Origin of the sequence: Mycobacterium sp. (genome assembly GCF_032159565.1) — a bacterium.
GTDB lineage: Bacteria > Actinomycetota > Actinomycetes > Mycobacteriales > Mycobacteriaceae > Mycobacterium.
Genome location: NZ_JAVHWR010000148.1, coordinates 1 through 6,380, shown reverse-complemented (window position 1 = coordinate 6,380; position 6,380 = coordinate 1). Strand labels below are relative to the sequence as shown.

Annotated in this window: 4 protein-coding genes and 1 pseudogene; 2 read left to right on the top strand and 3 right to left on the bottom strand. The window is 64.1% G+C overall.

Annotated elements, in window-relative coordinates; genetic code table 11:
- The 3 genes and pseudogenes from QOC76_RS20260 to QOC76_RS20250 form a co-directional block, all read right to left on the bottom strand.
- The coding region (locus QOC76_RS20260; protein ID WP_526359683.1) for an NAD(P)-binding protein at window positions 1-239 on the bottom strand (239 nt) is incomplete at its 3' end.
- Window positions 240-503: 264 nt separating this feature from the next.
- Entirely contained in the window at window positions 504-1,064 is a 561-nt protein-coding gene (locus tag QOC76_RS20255; protein WP_526359685.1) for a recombinase family protein, read from the bottom strand.
- Between the two features lie 197 nt (window positions 1,065-1,261).
- A pseudogene (locus QOC76_RS20250) lies at window positions 1,262-4,435 on the bottom strand (ATP-binding protein).
- Between the two features lie 189 nt (window positions 4,436-4,624).
- On the opposite strand from QOC76_RS20250, the gene QOC76_RS20245 reads away from it, so the two are divergent.
- Window positions 4,625-5,476, top strand: a complete 852-nt coding sequence (locus QOC76_RS20245; protein ID WP_526359681.1) for an SDR family NAD(P)-dependent oxidoreductase — start codon at window positions 4,625-4,627, stop codon at window positions 5,474-5,476.
- A 687-nt stretch (window positions 5,477-6,163) separates the two neighbouring features.
- The coding region (locus tag QOC76_RS20240; protein WP_526359679.1) for an FAD-dependent oxidoreductase at window positions 6,164-6,380 on the top strand (217 nt) is incomplete at its 3' end.

Genomic DNA, 6,380 nt, shown 5'->3' with positions numbered 1-6,380 from the left:
TACCGGACCCAGTCGTCACGGGCCGGATATTCTCCGTAACGACGGTGGCTCGCACGATACCCGGGCATCGTCGACATCCACGCCGGCGTGTTGAGCCGCAACCCGTCGTAACGGGCTCGCCAGCTCGAGCCGACCCCGTCGCTTCGTTCGAGCACAATCGCTCCAACGCCTGCACGGCTCAGGGTTGCCGCGGCCGCCAGCCCGGCCGCACCCGCGCCGCAGACGATGGCCTCGGCCACGGGGTCATAGTAATCGCCGACGCGATCCGCGGACCGTGCGTGATGGGCATCTAGGCAGAAATCGGTTCAGTTCGGTAGCGCGAGGCCGAGGTCGACTCACTGTCCGGACGGTTCCACGTCATCCCGTTCAACCCACACGATCACGATCTCACCGCGGTGACCTACGAATGGCGACCACCGGACCAACCGCAGTCATGCCATACCAATATCTGATGAGCGAGGACCGGTAGCACAGGGCCGCGTTGTCAACCCCGCCCGATCCGATCAGGCTGCGAGGTCCGGGGCCAAATATCGATACAACGTCGCGCGACTTACCCCTAGAAACTTGGCGATGTCCTTGGCAGTGTGCCCGTCGGCTTTCATCCGCTTCGCCGTGGCGATGTGCTCGGCGTCATCGACCTTGCGGGGCCGCCCGAACTTGGTGCCGTTGGCGCGGGACGATGCCCTCTTCAATGCGGTGCGCTCAATCGTCAAGGCTCGCTCGTACTCGGCCAACGATCCCAGCACCCCAATCATCATGCGCCCGGCGGCGGTTGATGAATCGATGCCGTCCGTGGTCGACACCAGCGTTACACCCCGTTCTGTCAGAACCTCGACGGTCTCCAGGATGTGGAGCATGTTGCGCCCGAGCCGATCGAGCTTCCACACCACCACGGCGTCACCGGCGCGCAGCTGATCCATCAGGGCCGCCAGACCGGGACGGTCGTCCCGAGCGCCAGACATGATGTCCGAGTAGATCTTCGATGCACCGGCCGCCTTGAGCGCATCGTGCTGCTGGTGCAGCGTCTGGGCGACGGTGCTGACCCGGGTGTAGCCGAATCGCATGCCGGTGGTCGGCGGGGCCGCGACGTCAGTGGTGTGTGTCACAAATGGTTCAACCCGAGTATTGGGACAACTATTTCTGAGACAAACATTCGAGACGCCACCACCAGGACAAACCGGTGACGTCGTCAATCACCATGGCGTGTCGCATATGTGGTCTATTTCGAGACAAGGTGGGCATGCCTCCCGACTGATCGCCGTCATGTCATCGCCTCGGCCCATGCGATATGTCCCTCGAAGCCAAGCGTTTTCGCCATGTCGCGGTAGCGGTCGCGGTAGTCGTGATACGAGGCTTCGTCCCCACGGGCACGGGCCAGAAGCGCGCGCAGCCGGAGCATCCAGATGTCACGCATTACGAGCCCATCGTCGGCTGGAGCGGCGGTTAACCGCTCGATCGCGGCCTCGGCTTCGGCCACATCGTCGTCGGCCCCGCGATCGAGCAGCGTCTCCACCAGAACACCGCTCGCAAGCACGCCCCACGCCAGCAGCCGCCCATCGCGGAACAGATGGTCGGCGGCGGCGCGCATGAGCGGTATGGCCTCATCGCGATCTCCCCGCCTGGCGATCTCACGTGCCAAGTAGACGTTGACGATCGGTAAATCGCACAGGTTGTGTCCCCGGCGGAGGTATTCTGCGCCGACCTCGGCCAGCAACTTCTCCCCGGCGTGACGCTCCGCAGCCGTTTGGCGGTGCACCAGCGCACACCCAAGCGTCCACCGGGTGAAGTCCACGGCGAGATCGTCAGCAGATCGTTCGGCAATCCGTAGGGCATCCTCGATCTCGTGCACCACGGAATCGGTGGGCGTCAGCACGCCGAACGGGATTCCCACGTAGACATAGATGACCACCGTGGCATAGGACAAAGGGTCGGCACTGCGGGCGATGGCTAGGCCATGCCGCTGGTCGTCACGCCATCCAAGGCGACCCAGCCAAAAGCGGGCTAAAGCTCGCGACGTGAAGGCAAGCGCTAATGGAGACCCGACGACGAAGTTGCCTTTGGACGCGTCGCCGTCGGCCAGGTCGATGACTGTCTGTGACCACCGCAGCACGTCACTAAACTCGGCGTCCTCAATCTTGGCGTAGATGGCTGCGTGGGACAGCCCGACGGTCAACGTTGGATCGCCGATCGACTCGATAAGGGACATCGCTTCCGATGCCAGCTGCGACGCCTCGCGCACCCGGTCCTGAGACGCGTGATCCAACACCAGAGCCGCCATGCCGATGGCCAGTGACGCCTTGTCCCCGGCGGCGGTACACAACTGCCGCAATTCCTCGAAGCGATCACCGGCAACGTTCAGATGAACTCGAACGGCGACCCCGGCACAACATAGTGCGCGGGGCGATGCGCTTGGCTGTCCGGTTGGGGTCCTGGGCGGGTAATGCGTCGGCGATCTGTTGCGCGCGTTCCCAACTCAGTCGCGCCGCAGTGATATCGCGATTGGTTGCCCATGTTGCGGCGCGCATGTGCCAGCCGTAGGCGGCATGCAAATCACCAGCGGCGTCCAGATGCGCAGCGACCAAAGAGGCGTTTTCGTCGGCAGAATCCGGCTCGCGCTCTTCGATCGCAGCGGCCACCCGCCGGTGCATCCCGGCGCGATCCGATTTGAGCTGAGCCTCATAGGCCACCGCGCGGATTAGCGGGTGGTGGAACACGTACTCGGGTTGTCGGGTGAAGCTGACCTGATCGATGAGCTGCGCCGCCACCAAGTCGGCAACGACGGGTTCAACGCCTAGCTGGGTCAGCAGGTCGATGCCAAACCGTGAGCCGATGACTGCTGCAGCGCTCAACGTGCGTTTGGCTTTCGGTTCGAGCCGATCGATGCGCGCGGCGATCGTTGCGTGCAGGGTCGCAGGCACCGTCACCTCAGCAGCCTCTGCCGTCGACATGTATTCGCCGGGCTGACCGCGCAGCACACCACGCTCGGCCAATTCGCGCACGATTTCCTCGGCGAAAAACGGGTTCCCAGCGGCCCTATCGACGATCGTCTGGCTGAGTCCATCAATGGAGGGGTCCAGCCCGAGAAGGTCGGTGAGCAATGTGGCAGTGTCTGAATCACGCAGTGGCGCAAGGACGATGGTTTGAGCACCGTGCACCCGAGCCAACGCCCCCTCGTATTCCGGTCGGTAGGTGGCCAGCACCAGTGAGGGCGTCTGCGGGATCACGGTAAGAAAATCGGCGATCATCGACTCGCTGACCTCGTCGATCCAATGAGCGTCCTCGACCACATAGACCGCCGGGCTGTCACGGGCCAAGGCTGCGGTGTTGACCGCTGCGGTCAACCGCCTTCGCCGGGCATCCGGATCGATCCGAGGCAAAACAGCATCAGGGCCGCTGATGCCCACCAGGTCGTCAAACAGCAGCAAGTCCTCAGCCGCCGCAGCGGGAGCCATCTCGCGCACCCGGTCGCGGGCAGCCCGCTCGTCCAAACCCTCAACGCCGGTGACAGAGCGAAGCAGCCGCGCGACGGCGTGGAAAGGGACCCGCTTGGTATGCGACTCGCAGAACACGGTGAACACCTCGACACCACGGGCTGCTGCCATCGCAGAAAGATCACGCACGAGACGGCTCTTGCCCAGACCAGGCGAACCCACCACGCCGACCACGGCGCCGTGGCCGTCAATTGCGCGGTCCAACAAGCCCTCGACGGCGGACATCTCCCAGCGCCGCCCAACCAGATTCGTCTCAGCGCGCTCTGTAACGCGATGCCGGTCCGCCATGCCCAACAAGCGACGGGCGGGCACCGGTTTCTCGACACCCTTGATCTGAACGAACTCAGGCCCACCAAGAGCCGCTACGCCCTCGACCAGCCGCGCAGTGGACTCACTGAGCATCACCCCGCCCGGCGGCGCTACCGACTCCATCCGCTGCGCCAACCCGACCTGCTCACCGATCGCGGTGTAACCCAAAGCACCAGAACCGATCTCACCCGCGATTACCTGGCCGGAGTTAAGTCCCACCCGCAGCTGCAGATCAACGCCGTCGCGCTCTCGGACGTCGACGGCAAGTCGCTTCACCTCCTCCTGAACGCCTAAGGCGGCCAAGCAGGCACGAGCAGCGTGGTCTTCCAACGCGACCGGTGCACCGAACACCGCCATGATCCCGTCGCCGGTGAACTTGTCCACCGTCCCGCCGAAGTGCGCACTACTGCGGCGCAGCGGTCGGCAAGACCGGTCATGATCTCGCGCAGCCGCTCCGCCCCGACGGCCTTTGCGATGTCCATCGAATGCACCACATCGGCGAACAGCACCGTCACCTGCTTGTACTCCGCCGATCGGGTCGCTTGCTTTAGAGGCGTACCGCACTCGTTACAGAACTTGGAGTTCGGTGGCAGCTCCCTGCCGCACGACCCACACAACAGTCCCGTTGCTGTCACTGCACCGCGACCGTCCCTCGTGCCGTCCACGTCAGTATCGTTTCACCGCTGGTCAGCGATGTCCGTCATATCGCCGTGCCATCTCCGACACGAAGTTTTGAGACAGACCCTCATATGTCGTCGTTTTCGCGATGGGCGGGCATGAGTAGAACGCCAGGCCGCCGGGCCAGGTTGGGATACGGTTCGCCGATGAGGTCCGCCTTCATCACGGGTGCCGCGACCGGAATAGGCGAGGCACTTGTCGTGCGACTCCAGCGCGAAGGTTGGCAGGTGTTCGCGGCGTATCGGAACAGCTCGCCCGACCGCACTCGTTGGTTCGGCATGCCGAACGTCATTGCCGTGCCATGTGACGTGACCGACCCCGACCAGGTGGTCGCCGCAGCAAGCACGGTCGGAGGGCACACTGGCGGCACGCTCGACCTTTTGATCAACAATGCCGGGTACTCGCCGCGCGAAGGGGTGATCGAAGCGGCATCGATGAACGAGTACCGGCGTGCGTTCGAGGTGAACTTCTGGGGACCGGTACAAGTGGTGCAGGCAATGACGCCGCTGCTGCGCCCGTCCAAGGGTCGGATCATTAACACCACGTCGGGATCGGTGTACATGACCATTCCCATGGCCTCCGCGTACCCGACGTCGAAGGCGGCGCTCAAGACCTTCACCCAACACCTCCGCATGGAGTTGGCGCCGTTCGGCATCGAGGTCACCAACCTCGAACCCGGTGGCGTCGACACCGCGATGACCGAGACGGGACCTGAGGCCGGAGCACAACAGTGGGCGTTGATCCCCGAACCGCTGCGGGAGCAGTACCGTCGGCATTTCCTCGATGGCGCCACCGCGATCGGAGACAACTTCACGTTCGAGCACCCCGATGCCTTTGCCGATGCCGTGTGGAAGCGGATCATCTCTGCGAAGCGCCTGAGGCCTTCCTACCTGATCGGGCCCAAGGTTGCGGTCCTGCCGTGGTTGCACCGCCTGCTCCCAGCCCAGCAGGTAGAGAACATCTGGCGCCGCATGTTCAGCAGGAAGCCGGGTGCGTAGCTTGAAATGGACCGGCACGAGCCCGCCATCCTGATCGCGTGAGACGAGGCGGGTCGAGTTCGCCGCTGACCTCACCGCAGACGACGGTCGCCATCGTCTCCGTGTCGGACGTGTCCATCCCGAGGTGAAGGTTGAGATTGGCCAGGTCGGTGTTGTCGTACCAAAACACATCCATAATCAGGTTTTTCATGGCCTTAACACCCCTTGGGGTCGGATGGACGCACGCCTGAAAACACAAGCTATTGGTGGGGTTCACCGCGGAACTCGCCGTTCGACACCTCGTGGCGACGCGCTACTGCCGCGGCCGCTTCGCGCCATCCAGGATCCTTCATGGACACACCAGTTACATCGATCCACTGGCAGCCCAGGTATGCGGGCGGGGCGACACGGGCACATTTTCATCGGCGGTGGACTCGCGGCGTAGCCGGATCCGAGAGGGCCCGTGAGCTGCTCCGGGAGTTGGCCAATGCGCCGATGCTGTGGAGCATCGTGCGGAACCTCACCGCGATTGAGCGGGTTCGGCCGGGGCATCCCGCGGTGAGATCGTGATCGTGTGGGTTGAACGGGATGACGTGGAACCGTCCGGACAGTGAGTCGACCTCGGCGTCGCTACCGAACTGAACCGATTTCTGCCTAGATGCCCATCACGCACGGTCCGCGGATCGCGTCGGCGATTACTATGACCCCGTGGCCGAGGCCATCGTCTGCGGCGCGGGTGCGGCCGGGCTGGCAGCCGCGGCAACCCTGAGCCGTGCAGGCGTTGGAACGATTGTGCTCGAACGAAGCGACTGGGTCGGCGCGAGCTGGCGAGCCCGTTACGACGGGTTGCGGCTCAACACGCCGGCGTGGATGTCGACGATGCCCGGGTATCGTGCGAGCCACCGTCGTTACGGAGAATATCCGG

Coding starts and splice junctions, on each gene's coding strand:
- QOC76_RS20255 (WP_526359685.1), bottom strand. CDS start 1,064: ATGCGATTCGGCTACACCCGGGTCAGCACCGTCGCCCAGACGCTGCAC.
- QOC76_RS20245 (WP_526359681.1), top strand. CDS start 4,625: ATGAGGTCCGCCTTCATCACGGGTGCCGCGACCGGAATAGGCGAGGCA.